This is a genomic window from Clostridium sp. chh4-2 (genome assembly GCF_002899675.1).
Taxonomy (GTDB): domain Bacteria; phylum Bacillota; class Clostridia; order Lachnospirales; family Lachnospiraceae; genus CHH4-2.
The window spans coordinates 358,472-381,555 of the sequence record NZ_PKUU01000001.1; the positions used below are offsets into that span (position 1 = coordinate 358,472).

Below are 23,084 nucleotides of genomic sequence, written 5' to 3' on the forward strand. Positions count from 1 at the left end.
TTAATCTAAAAGCTTGGAAAACCCGCAGCTGCGGACTTACCAAGCTTTCTTTGTATTGAAAGAACCTAACATATATCTCCATAACGGCACAGATTGGTGCGGCATCTTTGCAAGCGTCCGTCATCCAAAATGAACTTTGGTTATCCCCGAAACCGCCGCTTCATCTCCTCACCGGATAAAATGTCCAGCTTCCCTTCATCCATCGCATAGATGTGGGTACAGAGCGTTTCCAAATCGTCGTAATTGTGGGAGGTCATCAGAATTGTCCTTCCCTCCGCCTGGAGTATTCGGATAATCTCTTTTGTGTCATTGTAGGTCTTATAGTCAAGGGCATTAAACGGCTCGTCCAAAATCAATATATCCTGATTTTCCATAATGGCCTGTGCGATGCCCAGCTTCTGCTTCATGCCCAAGGAGTAGTGCTCCACCTTTGTTTTATCCTCCGGGTCGAGCCCTACCTTTTGCATGGCGCGGCGGATTTCTCTATCACCGGCCACGCCGCGGATGCCCGCCAGATACCTCAGATTCTGCAGTCCTGTATTGAGACTGATAAAACCGGGGGCGTTTATCAGCACCCCCATATTCTCAGGAAAATCGCGGCCTTTGCCCAGGATCTGCCCCCTCACGCGTACCTGTCCCCTGTCCGGGGTCAGAAACCCGCAGATAATATTGAACAGGACCGATTTTCCACTCCCATTGGCCCCGACAATGCCAACCGTGCTTCCCTTTTCGATATTTAGGGAAACATTCGACAGAACACACCGTCCGGAAAAACTCTTACTTACTTGGTCTAATGAAATAATGGGTTCCATAGGTTATCCTCCTTAATGATTGAATAGCCGCTTGATGCCCCGGCCATAAAGCCAGAGAACCAGGGCCAGGTAAAGGGCGGCCAGTAACACGGCTGCTGCCGCTCCGGGTATGGTTCCGCCCGTCTGCGGGAAATCCAGCCTCGCCAGGCTGGAGATTCCTGTCGGCAGCCACGAAATTGGAAACACGCAAAGAAAGTGTAACAGCAGGGCGGCTACAAATCCTGCTGTTGCATGCCCCGTTATGCAAAGGGCAGACAGGATCAGCAGGAATTGAAATGCAACATCCAGAAGTTTTAGGCCCACTGCGGCTGCGGCCAGTCCCCTATCCAAAGGGAAATTCAGCAGCAGGGGCGGAATGATGGCTGCAAGGGTCAACAGGCCGCCATACAGAAGAATCCAGAGATGCCCGGTATGAAGGAGCGCCCAGAGAATATCATTTCGCCGCTTCAGGCGGACTGTCAAAAATATGGAACGTTCCCCGACGGCCCGGGTACAGAATCCCCCCAGCGGCCACAGGGGAAGCAGCTCCATGGTCAGCAGGGTTAAAAGGCCCATCGGGTAAAAATATCCGGTGCCGTGTCCGATAAACAGCCGGATGAGCCAATCCGCACTATCCTCTGGTACGCCTCCGGCAACCCATGTCCAGACCGTCACAAGAAGAATCATGCCAACCAGAATCAGCACGTTTTTGGAGGTAAACAGGATACGGCGGTAATAGGGAGCAAGGCCTTGCTTACAACGCCCCGGAACAGCAATCCGCCGGCTCCATCTGCAGGTGACAAGCCACACCATTATGGCCGCCAGAACTGCTGAGGTTGCTGTTGTCAACGGCAGACGCCAGGGGTATGCAAGATTGTGGAGCAGAAACACCCAATGGTTCAGTCCGGTCAAATACACAAACGGCGGACAGGACATGACCGGCAGCTTAATCCAGAGCACTGCGAATAAATAAAGCGCCATGAGCAGCCTGACCGCCATGGACCGGCTGAAAAAATGACCCAGGCAGAGGGTGATCAGGGCAATCATCCAATATCCAAGAAGCATTTGCCCGGCACAGCAGAGGATAGCTGCCCACGGAGACGGAAAATACTTTTGCAGCAGTATAAATACTTCCCGCCACTGTCCGACCGATGCTCCCGGCCAGTTTCCTGTGATGGGGAGCCCCAGTCCGGAGAGCAAAAGAGCGCCGATCTGACCGATCCAGAACCATACAGCAATCAGCGATAGCGCCAGCCATTTGTGGAAAAAGTACCGTCCATACGTCCCATACCGCACCAGCACCAGAACCGTATCATCCTCCATCACGCTGGTACAGAGAAACAGGAAAACCGGGAGTACGGCAAAACTGAAATAATACTGGTCATTCAGGACTGTCAGCAAATGATAGGAAAGATAGCTTTGTACACCCACTCTTTCACTCAATCCAAACAGAAGGGATAACCCAAAAATCAAGCAGAGCTTACCTGGGCCAACCCTCATCCATACACGGTGCATCATAGGCTTATACCTGATAAATGGAGCGTTTTTTAACTTTTTGAAAATAAAACGCCATCGCTCCCATTACAATACACATCAATATCGGTCCGGCTGCAAACGATGCAGGACGGACAGACAGGGAGCTTAGGCTGGTAGGCTCAAATGCTGTTACAAAGCGCAGTTCCGGCATGCCAAGGATTGACCAGAAGAAGTTCTCTAAAATCACATAAATAAACGGTCCTGTCAGAATTACGAATATATTGCTGCCATAAAGAGCCAGAACAAAACCAAATGTCATGGTCAGTACACCCATCAGCCCCTTCCACAGAGAAAGCAATAACGCATAGAGAACCGGCGTTTTAGCATACAGGTTCAGGAAAACGTGGGAATATCCTTCCGGAAGCGGCCAGAGTTCCTGCGGTTCCCTGACGTACAGCGCAAACAGGGCAGAAATGAAATAGGGGATCATAATGATGATAAATGCAGATACTGCGCACACACACCACTTTGTAACCAAATAACGGTGCCTGCCGATCCGTGGCAGGGTGTAGGCCAAAAAGCGGTCCCTGCGCTCATAGTAAAGCTGCCAGCAAATCGGGATGGTAACAAACAGGGGAAACAAAAGGCTCAAAAACTCCGTACCGATTTCCCAGGGATCAATCTCAAAATGGATTGTATACCCACGGTACAGGGTACAGGAAAGAATACAGGTCAGCAGCGTCAGCAGGAACGTTGTGACAAATACCGGTTTAACTATTTTCTTCCCTTCTAAAATAAAATTTTGCATGTCTGCACTTCCTTTCCATTGGATTAAATCTATTGCACCTATATATTAGCATCCCTCGCCATAAAGGCAATACCATAGGGACAAACAGGGGTTTTATGGGAACGAAACGGCTCGTTTCCATAAAACCCCTGTTTTCATCTGCTTCAATTTTCAGGAAACCAATACCCCAATGGTGATATAGGCGATTCCATTCAGTTGATCATTGCCGGTAATAATCTTTCCTCCATGCCGTTCCACAATCTGACGGACATTATATAGGCCATAACCGTGCCCGGCTTCCCTTTTCGTTGACCAGCCCCGCCGGAACATCTGGATAAACTCCATATTGGATAGAGCCGGGTGCGGGTTCAAAACAGAAAACCGGAGGCCGTCTGCCTCCTCTTCTGCTCTGGCATACAACACATCTCCGGGTGCTGCTGCCTCGATGGCGTTGTCCAGCAAAATGGCAATCACCTCCACCCAGTCGGCCTCAGATAAGGAACGGCGGAGAAATGCACCTGCAATCGTCATTTCCACACGAACCTGTTTTAATTCCGCCTGCTTCATTTTTCCAAACAACAGCCCGCTGATCACTTTACTGTCGCATTTTAATAATTCCTTATCCGCGCCGTCCAGTCTTACATTTTGAAGCAGAGATGTCATCGCTTCCTGTGCTTCCTGTAAATCATGTGCAGTGGAAACCGCTGCTGCAACCGCCATCATCTGATTGTTAAAATCATGTTGACGTGCCCGCACCTGTTCAATCAGTTCTTCCACCAGAGGAAGATACTGCTCCAATGTCGCAGTCCGCCGCTGTTCCTGTATACGGTACTGGCGAAGGAGCAGGACAATACCATCGCAAACTGCCAGCAGCCCCACCACCCCCACCGTTGCAGGCAGCCACCTAAGCATGGCAGAAACGTCAAATCGGAACAGAAGCAGATGCAGCAAAAGCAGCAGCGCCGTATTGCTGCACACCATACAGATAACGGTATCCCCGTCTGCCAGCCTGTCCTTCATCCATCCAAGCACCCCCGTGCCCCAAAGCGCCAGCCAAAGGCAGAGCGGTAATACCCGGCCTACATAGAGAAACCACACGGGCTCCGTCAGGCTGCATAGGGCAAGGATCAGTAAACAGAGTTCCCTCAGCAAAAGGTACAGCGCAAAGGCTGCAATCGTACCGAAGAGCGTATGTCCCTCGCTCTTTTGAAACCACAGACTGTTTAATAACAACACGCCGAGGAAAAAAAACAGAAACGCGACGATATGATCCACAGGGAATACGGCATATGCAATTTCGGTGTCGTGATCCCCAAGGCCAAGGCGGGAAAGCAGGCAGATGCCGGCAAACAATACCGGGAGCAACCGATCCGGTTTTCCCCTGGATTGTCCCAACAGAGCAAGGCTGCAAAGGTATAAAAGAAGCCCGTCCAAAGCACTTTGGATTAAAATGGAAACCGTCATGGCTGTTCACGCTCAAACACTGCTTTCTGGTATTTCTCACCAATCGGGATTGCTGTTTGGCATTCCTTTAAGTAAAGCAGGCGGTTTGCCTTGTCGATTTTATAAATATGAACCGGATTGACCAAAAAGCTCTTATGGCATTGCAGCAGCCTGTTCTGCGGCACCATGTCCAGCAACCGGGAAAGGCTATAACCAGAAATCTGATCTGTTACTTCACCTCCGCCATTTTTTGCCGTATGGATTAAAAGCCTTTTTCCAAAAGATTCAATATAGAGAATATTTCTTATTTCATATTCAAACAGAAACTGCTTTTGCTCAATCCGGAGGATTTCCGGGGCTGCCTGCATCTGTGCCCCCATCTCAAGAGCCGCTTGAAATGTCTTTTGAAATTCAATCTCCGTGAAAGGCTTTACCAGAAAATCGTAGCATTTGATTTCCCGATAGGCTGACAACTCCTCCCCGGCCAGCTCCGTGGTAAAAAGGATGGGTGTAAACCGATATTCCGGCATAGAGCGCAGCTGCCTTGCCAGTTCCGTTCCCCGATAATCCAAAAGCTGTATATCTAAAATAAATAAATCAACCTTGCTTTTCACTGCATAGGAAAGAGCATCGGCAGCCTTAGCAAATGCAACAAGTTCGTGCTCAAATGAGATTTTTTCAATATGACGGCGTATGAGTACAACTGCGCCCGGCTCGTCTTCAACTAATAATATAAGTCCCATAGGCCGCCTCCCTTCTTTCCGGCGTTTCTTACTCCGCTAAATCATTTTCACAAGCCCTCATCGCCTGCAGAGTCTTGTCCAACAGCTCATCCAAACTCCATCCCAGCTGCTCTGCCCCCTCTTTTATCACATCGCGGGAGCATCCGGCTGCGAAACGTTTATCCTTAAATTTCTTTTTCAAACTGGACAATTCCATATCCTGTACGCTTTTAGACGGCCGCATTCTGGCAGCGGCTCCGATCAGCCCGGTCAGTTCGTCCGAAGCGAACAGCACTTTTTCCATCTCATGTTCCGGCTTCACATCGGAGCAAAGTCCGTAGCCGTGACTGCATATGGCGTGGATCATATCTTCCCCCACACCGCCTTCTTTCAAAAGTTCCGGAGCTTTTTTACAGTGTTCTTCCGGATACAGTTCAAAATCGATATCATGAAGAAGTCCGACAGTTCCCCAAAATTCTTCTTCCTCTCCATATCCCAGTTCCCTGGCAAACCATTTCATAACGCCTTCCACGGTCCGGCCGTGTAAAATATGAAACGGCTCTTTGTTGTACTTCTTTAATAATTCCAGTGCTTCCTCACGGCTTAAATTACTCTTCATTTTTCTCTCTCCTTATCCTGAATTTCTATTTTTAGACGTCTCTATTGATTCGGGTGTCAAAAGGTCTTGCCCCTGCAAATTGTCTGAATTGTTTGCATGTGCAGGAATTTAGGAATCCTTAGACTGCCGGATTTTGCGCTGAGACGAAAATGACAGCATGTCTGAGCGCAGCGAGTTCTGCATTTTCGTCTCGCTTTTAGCAAAATTCGGCGGTCTTAGGATTCCTTAATTCCGAACCCTGACAAACAATTCAGACAATTTGCAGGGGCAAGACCTTTTGACACCTGAATCCTCTATTCAAACTGCGCCTGATACATCTGATAATAAAATCCCTTTTTCTCCATCAGTTTCTGATGATTTCCCTGCTCCACCACGTCTCCGTTGTTCACCACCAAAATTAAATCGGCATCCCGTATGGTGGACAGCCTGTGAGCGATCACAAAACAGGTTTTTCCTGCCATCAGCCTTCTCATGGCCTGTTGAATACGTATCTCGGTCCGCGTATCCACGTTCGAAGTGGCTTCGTCCAGAATCAGCATTCTGGCATCTAAAAGCATGGCCCTGGCTATAGTAAGAAGCTGCTTCTGCCCCTTGGAAACATTGGTTCCGTCCTCGTTCAATATGGTATCATAGCCCTGAGGCAAATGTTTAATAAATGAATGGATGCGGGCCGCTTTTGCAGCTTCGATAACCTCTTCTTTAGAAGCCCCCGCCTTTCCATAAGCCAGATTTTCATAAATCGTTCCATGAAACAGCCAGGTATCCTGCAAAACCATGGCATAGGACTTTCTCAGGCTCTTTCTGGTAACCCCTCTGATGTCTTTTCCATCCACGGTAATCGTCCCCGAATCCACATCGTAAAAGCGCATCAGCAGGTTAATTAATGTGGTTTTTCCGGCTCCCGTGGGGCCTACTATTGCGATCAGCCGGCCCGGTTCCGTCTTTAATGAAAGATCATGGATGATGGTATGTTCCTTATCATATCCGAAATTAATATGCTGAAGCTCTACTTCACCATTCACATGTTCCAGCTCCTTTGCCCCCTCACAGTCTTCCGGCTCAGGCAGTTCATCAATCAGGATAAAGATGCGTTCCGCAGCGGCTAACGACGACTGCAGCTCCCCAATAATGTTGGCCGCCTCATTAATCGGACCTGAAAACTTCCTGGAATACAGCACAAAGGAGGAAATATTTCCGATGGACATCTGGCCGGCCAGATACAGCAAAGCGCCAAATACACTGATCAATGACAGCGACAGGTTGTTGATAAAGTTAACGGTTGGCCCTACCACGCTTCCGTAATATTCCGCCCTGTAATAAGCTTCTACCGCATTATAATTGACTTCGGAAAACTGGTTTAACGTATTTTGTTCCTGGGCATATGCTTTCAGCGTCTTCTGCCCGCTGATCATCTCCTCCACAAACCCGTTCAGGTATCCGATGGTTCTGGACCGTTCCCTAAACAGAGGGCGCGTCTTTCCCGTAATAAATTTCGTCCAAAAGATAGAGAGCGGTACCGTAAATGCAAACACCAGTACCAGCCTGGGAGAAATCATCACCATCATGGAAAATGCTCCGATTACCGTGATAAATGTGGTGGCAATCTGGATCAAATCACTGGAAAGCGACGTATTAACCGTATCAATATCATACGAAATCCGGCTGATAATATCTCCTGTCTGGTGGATATCGAAAAATCCCACCGGAAGGCTGAGCAGCCGGTCAAAAACATCTTTTCTCATCTGGTAAACCACTTTTTTACTGATTGTCAGCATTAAAACAGACAGCAGGTAGGATAAAGCCGCAGAAGCCACATAAAATCCGGCCATCCATGCCGCATAATAAAAGACCCGGTCAAATTCCACCGACCCTTTTCCCGGCTCAATCGCATCGATCGCATATCCCGACAGCATGGGGCCGATCAGAGCAAACAGGTTGCTGCCCACAGTCAGCAAAATTGCTAAAAACAACAGCCATTTGTATCGGAACAGATATTTTCCAAGTCTGGAAAGCGTATATTGTTTCGGCTTTTTCAGCCGGTTGTCTTCAACTTTTCCATCAAAACTCACTTTATTTCTCGCCATATTTCCCTCCACAATCCCATACAATTGTCCACATGTTAACCGGCATTTTCACCCCTATGCCGCTCCCATCTGAGAGTTGCTGATCTCCTGATAGATCTGACAGCTCTTCATCAGCTCTTCATGTGTTCCGTAGGCAACCGCTTTGCCGTCTTCCAGAACGAGAATATGATCGGAATGCATGATGGAACTGATTCTCTGCGCCACAATCACACAGGTGGTATCGGAAAAATGATCCCGTATCTCCTTTCTCAGTGCCGCGTCCGTCTTATAATCCAGCGCGCTGGAAGAATCGTCCAGAATCAGAATCTTAGGATGGGCTGCCAGCGCTCTGGCAATTAGTATCCTCTGCTTCTGGCCGCCACTTAAATTGGCCCCCTTAATATCCAGCATGCTTCTGATATCGCCGCCTTTCTGTGATACAAACTCCGTGGCTCTGGCATATAAAAGGGCTTCCTGAATCTGTGTTTCGTCCAGGTCCCTTCCCATATCCACATTTTCCAATATGCTTTTGGCAAATATCGCATCATTTTGGAAAACCACACCGAATTTCCGGCGCAGTTCTTCTAATCCCATGGTCTGAATCTTCTGTCCGTCAATCCAGATACTGCCCTGATCCACATCATAAAAACGCATCAGCAGATTCACAATGGTGGATTTTCCTGACCCGGTCTCCCCTATGATTCCCAGTGTTTCCCCTTTATTCAAACGGAAGCTGATATCTTCCAGATTGTTTTCCCCTTTATTATAAGAAAATGACACATGGTCAAATTCCACCATGCTGTCTCTTCTCTCCTCTGCGTCTGCCATCTCTTCCAAAAGCTCATCAGAGGCATCCAGAACAGCGACCACACGTTCCGCAGATGCCATTCCTTTAGAGATCATAACAAACATCCTGGAAATGGACATCATAGCGTTGAGGATAATCGTAAAATACGTCATAAAAGCCAGAATCTTTCCCACCTGGGTCTCCCCCCGGTTTACAAGATAAGCTCCGGCCAAAATTACAAGTACCAATCCCAGATTCAGAATAACGTTCATGGACGGATTGATCACTGCGGATGTCATGCCCGCCTTTCTCTCCCGCTCCACTACGGTCTGATTGATTTCATCAAATCTTTCCCTCTCATAATCCCCTTTGGAAAGAGCCTTAATCACACGGATACCGGCAATGTCCTCCCGCACCAGGCGGACGAAATCATCCACGGCCAGCTGAAGCTTGGTGAACATAGGAACGCTCCGCTTGGTCACGATCACCATAACAAGAGCCAAAAGCGGCATTAAGCAGATCAAAATGGCGGAAAGGCGTGGTTCCAACGTCATGGTAACCACAATCCCTCCTGCCAGCAGAATGGGAGCCCTCACTCCCAATCTCTGTATCCTGGCGATCACCTGGTGAAGATTATAGGTATCGCTGGTTAAACGGGAGATCAGCGTTGGCTTGGAGAGATTATCCACCTGTCGTTCCGACAGATAGATAGTCTTTTCATACAGATCATACCGGATCACCTGCATCACATCGCTGGCCACTCTGGAAGCCATACGGTTCGCAATGATATTAAAGGACACCGCCATTATGGAACAGACGATCATAACGATTCCCCATAAGAAAATCTGTTTCTGCTTATGTCTTGGAGTTACAGTATCAATCATATAAGCCAGAATCCAAGGTATGCATAAATCCATCACCGTTCCGGTAAACTTTACTAAAAACCCAATTGACATTTTAAGATAATACGGCTTTAAATACCCGGTAAGTATCCGTTTCATGTATCCACCCCTTTTTAATTAAGTCCCCTAAACTGCAAACTGGCTATTATACAGCTCTGCATAAAAGCCCTTCTTCTCCAATAAAGTTTCGTGTGTCCCCTGTTCAATAATATGACCGTCTTTCATAACCAGAATCATATCCGCTTCTCTGATGGTGGACAGACGGTGGGCTACAATAAAGCTGGTTCTGCCCTTCATCATCTTGGCAAATGCCTGCTGGATCATGACTTCGGTTCTGGTATCGATAGAGGATGTGGCCTCATCGAGGATCAGCATAGGCGGAAGACAAAGCATAACTCTGGCAATACATAAAAGCTGTTTCTGCCCCTGTGATAAATTGCCGCCGTCTTCCGAAATAACGGTGTCATATCCGTTTGGCATACGCTTAATGAAGCTGTGCGCATGTGCTTCTTTTGCCGCCCTTATGATCTCTTCTTCCGATGCTTCCGGTTTTCCATAGGCAATATTTTCGCGGATCGTTCCCGACTTGAGCCATGTTTCCTGGAGCACCATGCCGTAATTGGTTCTCAGGCTTTTTCTGGTCAGATGGCGGATATCATAGCCGGTAACCTTAATGGAGCCCGAATCCACATCATAGAAACGCATCAGCAGATTGATAACCGTCGTCTTTCCGCAGCCGGTAGGGCCTACGATTGCGATTCTCTGTCCCGGCTTCACTTCCAGGTTTAAGTCTTCAATCAGGGACACCTCAGGGCTGTAGGAAAAATAAACCTGATCCAGCTTCACGCTGCCGTCCACTTCCTTTAAATCCACCGCATCCTCTGCATCCTCAATAATCGTTTTTTCATCGATCAGTTCAAATACCCTGGATGCGGACGCCAAAGCGTTCTGCAGCTCCGTCACCACCCCGGAAATCTCGTTAAACGGTTTTGTGTACTGGTTTGCATAGCTTAAAAAGCAGGAAAGCTGGCCTACCGACAGCATTCCGCGCACCGCTGCAAAAGCCCCCACGATTCCCACGCTGGCATACACTAATCCATTGACAAACCGGGTGGCCGGATTGGTGATGGAGGAAAAAAAGATCGCTTTTAAACTGCACGCTCTCAAGCGCTCATTAATCTCTTCGAATTCTTTCTGTGCCTCCTGTTCATGGCCAAATGCCTGAACAATCTTCTGGTTTCCCAGCATCTCGTCCACCAGAGAAGTCATCTCTCCTCTTGTTTCCGACTGGAGCCGGAACATAGTAAATGTTTTTTTCGCAATAAAAGCCGCCACAAATAAGGATACCGGAGTCACCAAAACCACCACTAAAGTGATCAGGGGATTGACGGAAAGCATGAATCCCAAGGTTCCTAAAATGGTGAGCACACCGGTAAACAGCTGGGTGAATCCCATCAAAAGTCCCTCTGAAAACTGATCGATATCAGCAATAATCCTGCTTATAATATCTCCGTACTGATGGGAATCCACGTATTTTAAAGGCAGCACCTCGAGATGGTTAAATGCCTTTGTTCGGATATCTTTTACCACGCGGTAAGTTATCTGGTTATTAATGTGGTTCATCAGCCATTGGGACAATGCGGTAATAAGGATTACGCACCCGATCTTTTTCAGAATTACAAGCAGCCCTGCAAAGTCTACCTGCCCCGGCCCGACAATTAAATCCACGCCCTGACCTACCAGGATCGGAGCGTAAAGGGTGGTTGCCACCGTGATGGCCGCTAGGACGATGGATGCCGCAACTCCCCATTTATACTGGCTGATATAGGATAATACCCGCTTTAATGTTGATTTGTATTTTTTCATCTTAGCCCACCTCTTCCTTTGAAAGCTGTGACAGGCAGATTTCCCGGTACACTTCACAGCTCTTTATTAATTCTGCATGGGTTCCGCAGCCGGCCATACGGCCATCGTCCAAAACGATGATCTGATCCGCATTTTTTATGGTGGTAGCCCGCTGGGATACAATAAATACAGTCATATCTTTGGTTCCTTCTTTAATCGCCTTTCTGAGTTTTGCATCCGTCGCAAAATCAAGAGCCGAGGCGCTGTCGTCCATAATCAGAATCTCCGGCTGTTTCACCAATGCTCTGGCTATGGTTAAACGCTGTCTCTGACCTCCCGACAGATTCTTTCCGCCCTGATCGATGTTCAGTTCCAGACCGTGATCCTTGGTATCCACAAACTCCCTGGCCTGGGCGATCTCAAGCGCACGGTAGATCTCTTCGTCCGTAGCGTCTTCCTTGCCCCATTTCATATTATCTCTCAACGTTCCTTTAAAAAGCACCGCCCTCTGGGGAACGATTCCGACCTTGCTTCTCAGCTGTTCCAAAGGATATTTTTCCGCTTCCACTCCGTCGATGAGCACCTGCCCGGTTCTGGCTTCATAAAATCTTGGAATCAGGTTAACGAGGGAAGTCTTACCCGATCCGGTACCTCCGATAATGCCGATGGTCTGTCCCTTTTTCGCTGCAAAATCAATATCGGTCAGGGAATCTTCCTTGGCTCCCTGATACGCGAAATTCACATGATTGAAACGGACTTTCGGCTGTCCGTCCACGCCTCTTGCCTGTTCGGACACAAGGTCTGTAATGGTGGTCTTCTCATCAAAGACGGAGCTGACACGGTTGGCGCAGGCCAGCGCTTTGGAGATGGAAACGATCAGGTTTGCCATCTTAATCAGCTCCACCAGAATCTGAGACATATAATTGACCAGAGCAACCGTCTCACCCTGAGTGATGATGCCCTGGTCCACCTGCTGCCCGGATACCCATACCACCAGGATAATGGCCAGATTGACAATTACATAGGTTATCGGATTCATAAGGGCTGAAATCTTGCCCACAAATACCTGGAATTTTACCAACGTGCTGTTGGCATCGTCGAATTTGGCGATCTCATCTTCCTGACGGTTAAACGCCCGGATTACCCTGGCTCCCACCAGATTCTCCCTTGTTGCTAAAAGAACCTTATCCAGCTGGCGCTGCACTTTTTTGTAAAGAGGCATGCTGACAGCCATGATTCCAAACACGACCACACAAAGCAGAGGAATTGCAACCACAAATACCATAGCCGCCTTTGCATTAACGGTAAATGCCATGATCATGGCTCCGAATACGATAAACGGCGACCGAAGCAGAAGGCGGAGGGCCAGATTGAGACCGGACTGCACCTGATTGATATCGCTGGTCATTCTGGTGATCAGCGTGGCCGTTCCGATCTTATCGATCTCATTATAGGACAAGCTGTTAATATGGGAAAATAAATCATTTCTCAACTCGCTTCCAAAGCCCACGGAGGCTTTCGCGGCAAAATATTGTGCGGTCAAAGAACATGTCAGGCCAATAACTCCCAACAGAACTAAAACCGCACCCATCTTCAATATATAAACCGTATCCTGATTGCGGATACCGACATCAATAATTTTAGCCATTACCAGAGGTACAAAAAGTTCAAAGCTGGCTTCCAGCATCTTGAACAGAGGCCCCAGCACGCTTTCCACTTTATAATTCCTGATATACTTCATTAACTTATGCATTTGTGTCTTCCTCCAAATTTTCTGTTTAAAAAACGAAAAATCCTTTTTATTATACCATTTTCTTACAGCAATAACAAGATTTCAAACAGAAGGAAATTAAGATCCGGCTTGATATTTTTTTCTGCACATGTTAATATGCTTGTTATATAAGAACAGTCATAAAGGGGATTCTATGCTTCGATTAATTATAACCTGCAAACGGATTTACGACCGGTACGTTGAAGATGAAATGACCGTATATGCGGCTCAGGCATCTTTTTTTATTGTCATTGCGGCATTTCCGTTTATCATGCTCCTGCTGACCCTGATCCGTTTCGTGCCGGGACTTACCAAACTGGATGTGCAGACCACATTAATAGCCATTGTACCCAACATGCTGAATTCTTTCGTGATCGGCATCGTGGAAGAGCTGTATACCAAATCCACAGGAACCATCCTTTCCGTAACCGCAATTACGGCTCTTTGGGGTGCCTCCAGAGGAATGCTGAGCATTGAAAAAGGATTAAACAGAGCCTTTAAAAGCCAGGAAAAAAGAAATTATATTGTCAGCCGCATTGTCTGCTCCGGGTATACCCTGGTTTTCATGGTGGTCTGCATCATGTGCCTTCTTCTCTTGGTTTTCGGCAACTCCCTGCATCATTTTATGGAACGCCGTTTTCCGATTATTGCCAATGTCACATTTTACCTGATTAATTTCAGGCTGTTATTGTCTCTCACCATATTAGTGGTATGCTTTTTATTTTTATACACCTTTATTCCCAAGAAAAAACAAAAGATGAGGAAGCAGCTGCCCGGTGCGGTTGTAACCACCGTAGGCTGGATTCTCTCATCTTATGCGTTCTCTATTTACTTTAATAATTTCAGCAATTTTCCATACATGTACGGAAGCCTGACGGCAGTCGTTCTCCTCATGCTGTGGCTTTATATGTGTATCTGCATTGTATTTTTCGGCGCTGAGATCAATTATTATTATTCTACTGAGGAAAACATAGGCGTTGACAGATAACGGTCTCCGGTATCCGGCAGCAGAACGACGATGGTCTTTCCCTTGTTTTCCGGCCGCTTTGCCAGCTGAACCGCTGCCCATACGGCTGCGCCTGCGCTGATTCCCACCAAAACGCCTTCTGTCGTGGCGATCCGGCGTCCCGTTTCATATGCGTCCTCGTCCTTTACCGGCATGATCTCATCATAAATTTCCGTGTTTAAAAGTTCAGGCACAAAGCCGGCTCCAATTCCCTGAAGACCGTGAGGACCGGCTTTCTTCTCTGATAGATACGGAGATCCTTCCGGTTCCACTGCCACTACTTTCACTTCCGGCTTCTTCGTCTTTAAATATTCTCCGATTCCTGTAATAGTGCCTCCGGTTCCAACTCCCGCTACAAAGATATCCACGTTTCCGTCCGTATCCTGCCAAATCTCAGGTCCGGTGGTCTGTCTGTGCGCCTCTGCGTTGGCCGGATTGACAAACTGGCCGAGAATTACGGAACCGGGAGTTTCTTTCTGAAGTTCTTCCGCCTTTTCAATGGCTCCCTTCATTCCCTTTTTCCCATCTGTCAGCACCAGTTTGGCTCCATAAGCCTTCAACAGGGCTCTGCGCTCAGAGCTCATGGTCTCCGGCATGGTAAGTATGGTCTGATATCCTTTAATCGCCGCAATACTGGCAAGTCCGATTCCCGTATTTCCGGAAGTCGGCTCAATAATCACTCCGCCGGGTTTCAGATATCCGGACTTTTCGGCGTCCTCAATCATGTACAGAGCCGCCCTGTCTTTCACACTGCCTGCCGGATTAAAATATTCCAGCTTCGCCAGCACATCTGCCTCACATCCGTACGCTTTTGCAAGACGGTTCATCTTGAGAAGCGGGGTTTTTCCAATCAGTTCCAGTGCACTTTCCTTTACATTCGCCATATTAACCTCGATTCCGCCGCCGGTGGCAGCATACTCTTTTTAATTCCTATTGTATCGCTAGGAATTGTTGTACCGATTATACGACCACCGGGGGAATTTGTCAATCCTGAATCTGGTATAATTTTCCGTACTTCTCTTTTAAATACTGAATATAGTATTTAGGCGTAAAATCTTCACCGGTTACGCTTTTTAGAATCTGTCTGCTGTTCTTCAGCTTTCCGTACTGATGGATATTCTGTCTGAGATATTCCCGGATCACCGATACATTTCCCTCTTTTAAAAGGCCTTCAAAGTCCATCTCTTTTTTCATATGGTAATAGAGCTGGGCGCCGAACGCGCTGCCGAGAGCGTAGGACGGGAAGTACCCGAAAGACCCCTGAGACCAGTGAATATCCTGCAAAACTCCCTCAGAAACATTTTCCGGACGGATTCCCATATATTCCTCATATTTATCCGCCCACAGCTTTGGCAGGTCTTTTACCTCGATCTCTCCTGCGATCAGCTGTTTTTCCAGTTCATAGCGGATCATAATGTGAAGGCTGTAAGTCAGCTCATCCGCCTCCGTGCGGATCAGGCCTGGGGTAACTTTATTGACAGCTTTTACAAACTGTTCCATGGTTACATCCCCCAGCTGCTCCGGAAATAATTCCTGAAGCTTTTTATAAATAGGCACCCAGAACGCCTGATTTCTTCCGATGATATTTTCAAAAAAACGGGACTGGGATTCGTGCATTCCCATGGACGCGCCCTGGCCCGCCAGAGTCTGAGTCAGATCATCCCGGATTCCCAGCTCGTAAATACCATGGCCCGCCTCATGAATGATGGAAAATGCGGAACTGTCCACCCGGTCATTATAATGGGTGGTGATCCTCACATCATGGTTGTGAAGGTTTGTTGTAAACGGATGGGCGCTGACCGCCAAAACTCCCTTATCAAAATCGAATCCCACATATTCTGCAAGGAATTTTGCCAGCTGTTCCTGCTTTTCCACCGGATAATCGCCGGTCAGGAAACTGTCGTCAATGTCCACGTTGCTGGATGTGACTTTTTTCAGGAACGGTACCAGTTCTTCCTTTAATTCGCTGAAAAAGAGATCCAAAGTTTTCTGGTCAAATCCCTTTTCATAAGTATCCAGCATCACATCGTACAGATCCCTGCCGTCTTTTGCCCGGTAAGAGGCAAACTTTTTCTGATAATCCACGATTTTTTCCAGAGTAGGCGCAAATTCATCAAAATCCTGGTCTTCCTTGGCTTTTGACCATATGCGTGTGGATTCGGAAACCAGCTCAGCAAATTCCCGGTATTCGTCCGCAGGCACACAATCCAGCTGCTCCACTTCTTCCGACAGCTCTCTTATAACAGCCTCTTCCACTTCAGATCCCTTTTCTTTTTTGCAGGCCTCTAAAAGCTCTTTTACCTTCTCATCGGTAACTGTGCTGAAATACTCTGCGGATAGGGTGCCGATTACTTTCGAAGTATAGGTACCTGCATCCTTAGGCGCTAATGTCTCGTTATCCCACTCAAACAGAATCATGGCAGTCTGAAGCGCCATCATTTTTTCCAGATACGGATGTAATTCTTCATATGCTTTACTCATGTCAACCTCAATTCTTCCGCCGCCGGCGGCATAAATTTTTCTTGCTACATATGCTAGAGTTTCCAATTTGAGCCGCTCTTATCCGCAATCCTGTTTTCTGGTATTTTATCCTATTTTATCTAAAATTCCGTTTAGATAGGCGATCACGACACCGTAATTGGACATCGGGACATTTTGGGCTCTGGCTTTCTCTATTCTTGATAATACATATTTTCTGTTAAACATGCAAGCTCCGCATTGAATAACCAGGTCATACGGCGTTAAATCCTCCGGGAAATCCTGTCCGGCAGTCAGCTCCACCGTCAGTTTTTCTCCCACCTTTTTTCTCAAAAGTCCCGGGATTTTCACCCGCCCGATATCTTCGGAAAGAGGAGCATGAGTACAGGCTTCCGCGATCAATACCCGGCTGTTTTCGGTCAGATTATCAATGGCCGATGCGCTCTTTCTGTAATATTCAATATCCCCTTTATGAGCTGCAAACAACACGGAAAAGGAAGTCAGACGGCTGCTTTCCGGCTTCTTTTCATACACGGTTTTAAATACCTGTGAATCCGTAATAATCACATCAGGCGCCGCCGACAAAGCTTTCAGCGCTTCTTCCATCTTATCCGTGGTACAGCTCATGACCACGCATTTCTTATCCAGCAGATCCCTCAAGGTCTGCACCTGCGGAAGAATCAGTCTCCCTTTGGGAGCCTGGATATCCTGAGGCATCACGAGAAGAACCGTATCCCCGGGATTTACCACTCCTTCCGTTATGCTTTTTGCATCATAATCTTCCGGCAGCCTCCTGATCAGCTCCGCCCGTATCTCATCGATTCCTGTGTTCTCCTTTGCGCTCACCGCAATCGGCTTTTGCAGAAACGTTTTTTCTGCCTGGTTCACAAGACTGTCTAAGTCCTGAATTTTGTCGCATTTATTCACAATTAAAAGAACCGGGGTATGATTCTTTTTTAACAGCTCCGTCCATGTTAATTCCTGTTCCATATCACTGTCGGCCAGAACCATCAGGGCAATATCCGTCTTTTCCAGCGCTTCTTTTGTCTTTTTTACCCTTTGCTCTCCCAATTCCCCTTCATCGTCAAATCCGGCCGTGTCGATGAAGACAACCGGGCCGATTCCATGAATTTCCATGGATTTATAAACCGGATCGGTGGTCGTTCCGGGCACCTCGGACACCAGTGCGGCTTCTTGGTTCGTCAGGGCGTTTATCAGCGATGATTTTCCGCTGTTCCTCTTTCCAAATATCCCGATATGCAGACGGTCTGATCTTGGCGTTTCATTCAGGCTGCTCATAATTTACCTCCATACGCCGCACCGGCGGCTTTCTTAGATTTGTACGTTTTATTTAAAAGCGGAAATCACGTCTTCCGTTTCCGATCTCCGTCAGGCGTTCTTTTGCAATTTCTCTCACCTTGTCGCTTAAAATATTGTCCAGTTCCTTTTCAATCAGAACCTCACCCTTTGCTTTCGTATCTTCAGACGCATAATCTTCCAGATATTCTTTTAAAGTCATCAGCGCATTGGGCTGGCAGCAGTTGGCGATCTGGCCTGACTTCAACAGATGCATGAACCGGTCTCCCGTTCTTCCTTCCCGGTAGCAGGCGGTGCAGAAGCTGGGGATGAATCCCATACCGATCAGCCAGTTTACCACCTCATCCAGGGATCGCTTATCGCTGACATCGAACTGGGCAGAACTCTTATCCTCTTCTTCCGGCTCCACATAGCCGCCTACACTGGTTCGTGATCCGCCGCTGATCTGAGAAACGCCAAGTTGAAGCACACGTTCTCTCACACGCTGGGATTCCCTTGTGGAGATGATCATTCCCGTATAAGGAACAGAGATTCTGATCAGGGCCACAATCTTTTCAAATATGGAATCAGGAATCGCGTTGGAGAAAGTCGCCACATCGATATCGTCGGCAGGACAGATTCTCGGAACGCTGATCGTATGCGGCCCAACTCCCTTATATGCTTCCAAATGTTCCGCATGCATCAAAAGTCCTACAAAGTCGTACCGGTACATATTCAGGCCGAACAGCACACCGATTCCCACATCGTCAATTCCGCCTTCCATGGCGCGGTCCATGGCTTCCGTATGATAGGCATAATTGCTCTTTGGGCCGGTTGGATGAAGCTGTTCGTAGCTCTCTTTATTGTATGTCTCCTGGAACAGAATATAAGTTCCGATTCCGGCATCCTTCAGTTTTTTATAATCTTCCACAGTGGTGGCCGCAATGTTCACGTTCACGCGGCGGATGGCTCCGTTTTTATGCTTAATGCTGTAAATAGTCTCAATGCTTTCCAATATGTATTCCAGCGGATTATTTTTAGGATCTTCTCCGGCTTCCAGCGCCAAGCGCTTATGTCCCATATCCTGAAGGGCGATCACTTCCTGGCGAATCTCCTCCTGGGTCAGTTTTTTTCTCGGAATGTGACGGTTCTTTGCATGGTACGGGCAGTAGGTACAGCCGTTGATGCAGTAATTGGAAAGATAGAGCGGGGCAAACATAACGATGCGGTTGCCGTAAAATTTCTGCTTAATCTCCTTTGCCAGGGCAAAGATTCTCTCTTCCACATCTTTAGAATCACTTTCCAAAAGAACTGCCGCCTCCCTATGGGAAATCCCCTTCATCGCAGCCGCTTTATCCAGAATCTGATCGATCAGTTCCATATTGTCTTTATTCTTCTTAGCATAATCCAGTACATCCAAAATCTCTTCGTCATTGATAAATTCCTCTGCTTTTGCAGACATCATATCATATTTCATATTCCACTCCCATTCTGCCGTATACGGCTCACAAACGATATTTGTTTTATCTCCCAAAATTCATCTTCAGATTCCCGGGGCCGACGGATAATTACAGTCTCCCCGCTCTGCGGAAAGCTGGTATCCGATCGCCTGCATTCGTTTTTCCAGCCCGGCCCTGCATTCCGCTGCTTCATCGCCGGTACTGATCTTATTATCATACAACATGTATTTCGTTCTCACCGACAGAGGGGATAGATTGGGCATCACCACATTGGCTCCCGCTAAAACCCCCATTTCCCGTCCCCTGTCATCTATGGTTCCCAGCGCCGTGGTCGCCGGTATCAATGCATATGGAAACATCAATCGTAAAATCCCCAAAAGCACCAGGGTATCCGCCGCGCTTCCCGGCTTACAATCCCGAAACGGGGTGTCTTTATGTGGAATAAACGGCCCGATACCGATCATATGAGGTTTTAATTCCTTCATAAATAACAAATCCTTCACAATACAGTCCGTGGTCTGTCCCGGTGATCCCACCATAATTCCGGTTCCCACCTGGTATCCGATCTGTTTCAAATCCCATAAACAACGCATTCTGTTTTCCAGGCTCAATTCCTGCGGATGAAGCTTCCGGTAATGTTCCGGATCAGCGGTTTCATGGCGGAGCAGAAAACGGTTGGCTCCCGCCCGGTAATAGGCAAGATACTCTTCATAGCTTCTCTCCCCGATGGAAAGTGTGATCGCGCAGTCCGGATAAGCCCTCCGGATTGAGGATACGATATCCGCCATCTCCGATACCGAATAGGACAAATCTTCCCCTCCCTGAAGCACAAAGGTTCTGAAATCCAGCTGATACCCCAGCTTACAGCATTCCAGTATATCTTCTTTTGTCAGATGATATCTGGCCGCATTGGCATTTCCCTTTCTGATTCCGCAGTAATAGCAGTCATTGCGGCAATAGTTGGAAAATTCGATCAGCCCTCTGGTAAATACCTTCTTTCCATAATGTCTGACCGCCAAATTCCTGGCTTTTTCAAAAAGATATTCCCGGTCATCCGGACCAATCCCTTCAATCAAAGCTGCAAATTCCTCATTGGCCAGCATCTGTTCCTGTTCCAATTTGTCAATTAACTGTTTCATAACCATCTCCCATCACATAATTTACAGCACGCTACCTTTCCATAAAACAACAAAACCAGAAGGAAACCGATACCGTCTCCTTCTGGTCCGCCAATAACGCAGAGATTCTGTTGAACTTCTCTGTTTTTATAAAACAAGAAGCCTGTTAAAAAACAGGCTTCAATAAACAGACCCACCCAGGGCCTGAAAAACATCGTTATTGTTCCCGTCTTCTCTCTTGGGGCGAACCCTAAAGTTTAGATTGGTTTTTATAGATTACAGCAGTTTGTTAAAAGAAAAATCTCGTAACGCACTTATAAATACATCATACAGATAATGGGAATTCTTGTCAATAAGGAAATAGCCGGATTTTAAAAAGTACTGTTAAAGTAAAATTCTTACAACCAGAAAAGATGATATAATTGACTTTTTCCTTCATATCGTGTACCATATAAAAAAATAGTAGTAAAATCAACCCGCCGGGGTTTCATTTTATTGTGTAGTAGGCCTGTGTTACACAACACAGGGCTGCTTTTTTTATTTCATTAAGACTGGGGAAGAAGAACCTGTTGATCTGAAATCGTGTATCTGCTCATGTGAATGAGCACAAAAAATAAAAACTATACTAAGAGAGGTATAAAAATGACAAGCTTTACTTACAAGGATGTTTATGAGGAAGATGGAAAACGGGTACTGGAACTGAATGTGCTCCCGGACAAGTATTGTAATTTCGAATGTATTATCTGCCCTATCGGCAGAACAAAGAACAAATTGGACTCGCCCCAGGATTTTGGGTGCATCGGTGAAGATCTTGAGGAGCTTTCCCAGCGCCTGAACATGGAAAAACCGGATCTTGTGTTTATCAACTCCAAAGGAGAAGCTCTGATTCACGGCCGAATCAAAGAGATTATTGATTTTATCCGCCTAAGAAATGTACCCATACGTCTTTTAACAAATGGATATCTGCTGGGCAAAAAAGAATACATGGAGATTGCCAGCTGCTGCGAGGAGGTTTTAGGAGAGATCAAACTGGTAACCGAGGCCGCTTTCCAAAAAGTCCAAAGGCCCATGGAAGGGTATACTCTCGCCGAATACATAGATAACATGGCTGCTTTTCGCAGTCAATACAATGGAAATTTCTTATTTGAAATTACGATTATTAAAGGATACAACGACAGCACAGAGGATGTGGAACGGCTGAAAACAATTATTGGCCGTCTCCGGCCGGATCGTTTGATTGTGATCCGTCTGGAGGATGAACGGTTCCGAAAAAAGCTGTGGCTGGAAGATAAACAATTTGAAGAGATCAAAAAACAGCTGGAGGAAGCCGTTGGAGCTTTTTAACCTCTCAGAACAAGACTTCATTATAGTGTGACTGAAGCCATTCTTTCACCCATGCCGTAAAGCACTGAACCAAGGGAAGATCAACAGATTGAGGGGAAAGCGACAGGCCTATGGTACGGAACTGGCGTGGATTTAAGGGAAGTTTCAAAATATTGCCAAATCGGCTCAAATACAATTCCGGCAGCTGTAGCAGTGGGTGGAATTGCCGGAGTCTTGCTTGGTAAAAGGCTTTCGGAAACATGCAGAAAGCTTGTTATGCAGGGGCTCTCGCTTTGTATGATCTATGAAGGTATTACAGGTTCCATGAAAGGAGAAAATGCAGTTATTATTATTCTGTCTTTAGTTATCGGTGCCATTATAGGAGATTTCATTGATATCGATAATTGTATAAACCAACTTGGAGACATAATACAAAGGATATCGGGGAATCCAAAAAGCAAGATATCCGGAGGATTTATTAATGCAACTTTGTTTGTATGCCCCGGTGCAATGGCCATTGTTGGCTCACTGCAGAGCGGTACTGAAGGCGTACATGAAATATTTTATTCCAATTGCCTTGTATGGCGCAGCCCTGTTCTTATAAGCCAATCGCACATTCTTCCGACAACAAAAATAGAACTGTACTTTATCCCTATAAGAGATAAAAGTACAGTTCTGTTTCCATTCTTACGCTACTTTTCTATTCGGCATAAAATAAAATTAAAAATACTTTTTGTTGCCCCAAAGATTACTTTTTTTCAAATCCAGATATTCATTATACGCCTTTTCCAATATCTGCTTTTCGTTGGAAAACTTCAGCAGATGGTAGGCCTCGTAGAACTTATAATATCCGGAATCGATAAAGTATTCTTCCCGTTGTGGTTTGCTGTAATAGCTGTCTGCCATCATCAGATACCAGTGCACATCCTTCTCCACCGTATCCTGCGGTGTGTTGAAAGAGTACTGGCTCTTGCCGATGTACTTAATAATGGATGCGCTGACCCCGGTCTCTTCTTTTACCTCTCTCAGCGCCGTCTCTTTAAATTCTTCTCCTGCTTCTACAGTTCCTTTTGGCAAAACCCATCCTTCATATTTGTTTTTATAGTTCTTATACAAAACCAGAATCTTACCTCGAAATATAACCACACCGCCACAGCTCGTTGCCTCTATCATTGCAATCCCTCCTGAGTTTAACTG

General features: G+C 46.8%; 18 protein-coding genes. 2 read left to right on the forward strand and 16 right to left on the reverse strand.

Features of this window, described 5'->3' with window-relative positions; genetic code table 11:
- Positions 1 to 140: 140 nt before the first annotated feature.
- The 10 genes from C0033_RS01715 to C0033_RS01760 form a co-directional block, all read right to left on the reverse strand.
- A complete protein-coding gene (locus C0033_RS01715) occupies positions 141 to 812 on the reverse strand; it encodes an ABC transporter ATP-binding protein (RefSeq protein ID WP_103226124.1) in 672 nt (223 codons plus the stop codon).
- 12 nt (positions 813 to 824) lie between these two features.
- A complete protein-coding gene (locus C0033_RS01720) occupies positions 825 to 2,309 on the reverse strand; it encodes a hypothetical protein (RefSeq protein WP_103226125.1) in 1,485 nt (494 codons plus the stop codon).
- Between the two features lie 4 nt (positions 2,310 to 2,313).
- Positions 2,314 to 3,075 (reverse strand): hypothetical protein, encoded by a 762-nt coding sequence (locus tag C0033_RS01725; RefSeq protein ID WP_103226126.1) that lies wholly within the window; start codon positions 3,073 to 3,075, stop codon positions 2,314 to 2,316.
- Positions 3,076 to 3,225: 150 nt separating this feature from the next.
- Positions 3,226 to 4,518: an ATP-binding protein gene (locus C0033_RS01730; protein WP_103226127.1), complete on the reverse strand. Its 1,293-nt coding sequence runs from the start codon at positions 4,516 to 4,518 to the stop codon at positions 3,226 to 3,228.
- Positions 4,515 to 5,240 (reverse strand): LytTR family DNA-binding domain-containing protein, encoded by a 726-nt coding sequence (locus C0033_RS01735; RefSeq protein WP_103226128.1) that lies wholly within the window; start codon positions 5,238 to 5,240, stop codon positions 4,515 to 4,517. Before C0033_RS01735 ends, C0033_RS01730 begins: the two co-directional genes overlap by 4 nt.
- A gap of 28 nt (positions 5,241 to 5,268) precedes the next feature.
- The gene (locus C0033_RS01740) at positions 5,269 to 5,838 is read right to left on the reverse strand and encodes a hydrolase (protein WP_103226129.1); all 570 of its coding nucleotides are present in this window, start codon (positions 5,836 to 5,838) and stop codon (positions 5,269 to 5,271) included.
- Positions 5,839 to 6,131: 293 nt separating this feature from the next.
- Positions 6,132 to 7,922: an ABC transporter ATP-binding protein gene (locus C0033_RS01745; RefSeq protein WP_103226130.1), complete on the reverse strand. Its 1,791-nt coding sequence runs from the start codon at positions 7,920 to 7,922 to the stop codon at positions 6,132 to 6,134.
- Between the two features lie 54 nt (positions 7,923 to 7,976).
- A complete protein-coding gene (locus C0033_RS01750; protein ID WP_103226131.1) occupies positions 7,977 to 9,689 on the reverse strand; it encodes an ABC transporter ATP-binding protein in 1,713 nt (570 codons plus the stop codon).
- 27 nt (positions 9,690 to 9,716) lie between these two features.
- Complete coding sequence (locus C0033_RS01755; RefSeq protein ID WP_103226132.1) at positions 9,717 to 11,456, reverse strand: ABC transporter ATP-binding protein; 1,740 nt, start codon at positions 11,454 to 11,456, stop codon at positions 9,717 to 9,719.
- A gap of 1 nt (position 11,457) precedes the next feature.
- Positions 11,458 to 13,188: an ABC transporter ATP-binding protein gene (locus C0033_RS01760; protein ID WP_103226133.1), complete on the reverse strand. Its 1,731-nt coding sequence runs from the start codon at positions 13,186 to 13,188 to the stop codon at positions 11,458 to 11,460.
- Between the two features lie 172 nt (positions 13,189 to 13,360).
- Between C0033_RS01760 and C0033_RS01765 the strand changes: the two genes are divergently transcribed.
- Entirely contained in the window at positions 13,361 to 14,194 is an 834-nt protein-coding gene (locus C0033_RS01765) for a YihY/virulence factor BrkB family protein (RefSeq protein WP_103226134.1), read from the forward strand.
- Here C0033_RS01765 and cysK read toward each other — a convergent pair.
- From cysK to hydE, 5 genes are all read right to left on the reverse strand, one after another.
- Positions 14,158 to 15,096: a cysteine synthase A gene (cysK, locus tag C0033_RS01770; RefSeq protein ID WP_103226135.1), complete on the reverse strand. Its 939-nt coding sequence runs from the start codon at positions 15,094 to 15,096 to the stop codon at positions 14,158 to 14,160. The genes C0033_RS01765 and cysK overlap by 37 nt on opposite strands.
- A gap of 100 nt (positions 15,097 to 15,196) precedes the next feature.
- A complete protein-coding gene (locus C0033_RS01775; RefSeq protein ID WP_103226185.1) occupies positions 15,197 to 16,693 on the reverse strand; it encodes a carboxypeptidase M32 in 1,497 nt (498 codons plus the stop codon).
- A 105-nt stretch (positions 16,694 to 16,798) separates the two neighbouring features.
- Positions 16,799 to 17,989: a [FeFe] hydrogenase H-cluster maturation GTPase HydF gene (gene hydF / locus C0033_RS01780; protein WP_103226136.1), complete on the reverse strand. Its 1,191-nt coding sequence runs from the start codon at positions 17,987 to 17,989 to the stop codon at positions 16,799 to 16,801.
- Between the two features lie 52 nt (positions 17,990 to 18,041).
- A complete protein-coding gene (hydG, locus tag C0033_RS01785) occupies positions 18,042 to 19,463 on the reverse strand; it encodes a [FeFe] hydrogenase H-cluster radical SAM maturase HydG (RefSeq protein WP_103226137.1) in 1,422 nt (473 codons plus the stop codon).
- Between the two features lie 66 nt (positions 19,464 to 19,529).
- Positions 19,530 to 20,585 (reverse strand): [FeFe] hydrogenase H-cluster radical SAM maturase HydE, encoded by a 1,056-nt coding sequence (hydE, locus tag C0033_RS01790; RefSeq protein WP_103226138.1) that lies wholly within the window; start codon positions 20,583 to 20,585, stop codon positions 19,530 to 19,532.
- Positions 20,586 to 21,206: 621 nt separating this feature from the next.
- Between hydE and C0033_RS01800 the strand changes: the two genes are divergently transcribed.
- Entirely contained in the window at positions 21,207 to 21,908 is a 702-nt protein-coding gene (locus C0033_RS01800; protein WP_103226140.1) for a radical SAM protein, read from the forward strand.
- Positions 21,909 to 22,607: 699 nt separating this feature from the next.
- Here C0033_RS01800 and C0033_RS01810 read toward each other — a convergent pair.
- The gene (locus tag C0033_RS01810) at positions 22,608 to 23,060 is read right to left on the reverse strand and encodes an NUDIX hydrolase (protein WP_103226141.1); all 453 of its coding nucleotides are present in this window, start codon (positions 23,058 to 23,060) and stop codon (positions 22,608 to 22,610) included.
- Positions 23,061 to 23,084 lie beyond the last annotated feature (24 nt).